At 66.9% G+C, this 305-nt stretch carries 1 pseudogene; it reads right to left on the reverse strand.

The features are described 5' to 3' along the window. A pseudogene (locus tag ACLZOT_RS51525) lies at positions 1–305 on the reverse strand (pectate lyase); the annotation flags it as partial.

A 305-nucleotide genomic window follows, 5' to 3' on the forward strand; every position in this document is an offset into this window, starting at 1 on the left:
GTAGCGGTAGTCGTGGGCGTCGGCCGGGACGACGTACCGGTTGTTGTAGAGGTGCACCTGCCCGAAGCGCACGCGGGGCGCCCGCTGGACGACGGACTCGAACTCGTTGTGGTGCAGGGTGACCCGGAGCTTCCCGCGGTCGCCGGTGGCCGTGTCGCCGTTGCCTATGAGCATCGCCTTGTCATGGTCGGTGAAACGGCTCCAGGAGACGGTGACCAGGTCGGAGGCGTTGGTGATGTCGAGCAGGCCGTCATGGCGGAGGTAGTTGCGCCCGAAGTAGGTGGGCTCCACATGATCCGGGTGCC

The organism is Streptomyces sp. 4F14 (genome assembly GCF_048159485.1).
Lineage (GTDB): Bacteria > Actinomycetota > Actinomycetes > Streptomycetales > Streptomycetaceae > Streptomyces.